Source organism: Aurantiacibacter luteus (genome assembly GCF_001010945.1).
GTDB classification, from domain to species: Bacteria; Pseudomonadota; Alphaproteobacteria; order Sphingomonadales; family Sphingomonadaceae; genus Alteraurantiacibacter; species Alteraurantiacibacter luteus.
Window position 1 is genome coordinate 1 of sequence record NZ_LBHB01000012.1, and the last position, 630, is coordinate 630.

General features: G+C 34.0%; 1 protein-coding gene. It reads right to left on the bottom strand.

Translation table 11 applies throughout. The annotated features are described in order from the left end of the window. On the bottom strand, window positions 1-547 hold a 547-nt coding region (gene repM / locus AAW00_RS14750; protein ID WP_156170107.1), incomplete at its 3' end, for a replication initiation protein RepM. Between the last annotated feature and the right edge of the window lie 83 nt (window positions 548-630).

The following is a 630-nucleotide window of genomic DNA, read 5'->3' on the forward strand; positions in this document are numbered from 1 at the left end:
TTCTCTTGTATTCATTGGGTTCTATGCCTAGTTTTAATCTTAGCTCTTCTAGCTCTACCATAGTCACTTTGCCCGTACTACGCCATGCGATAAGCAACTCATACAAGCGTATAGCGTAAACACTAGTTAAACTGCTGACTTGCTCTAGTTCATAACTAGTGAAGTGTTTTTCTAAATTTGTAATCAACGGTACAACATCATCAGAAAACTTAATACGAACAAGAGCTTCATTCTCTACATAAGATATTCGTTGTACCCATCGACTTATTACATTCTCAATGTTGCCCTTTTGAGTCAGTTTTTGATAGCTAAATCTACGATCAAATAGGCTTTTGCAAGCATCTTTAAGAACTTTATAGGCTGTATTTCTATGAACATTGAAATGGTTGATATAGCTTTCAGCATGAATCGTCAAATCTTTATCATTGGGTGTATTTGATTGCCTAGCTTCAAGTATGGCTAACAGTATTAAACGTTGTTCTGATAGGTCTAAATTATAACTGGCATTTATTAGTGCATTATCTTTAACGACTAGTTCTTTTTTCATAAGCACACATGTCTTTTAAGTATATAAGTACACTCTATTTTATTAAGTGTCACTTTGCAAGATAAAGGTGTACTTATTGCAAG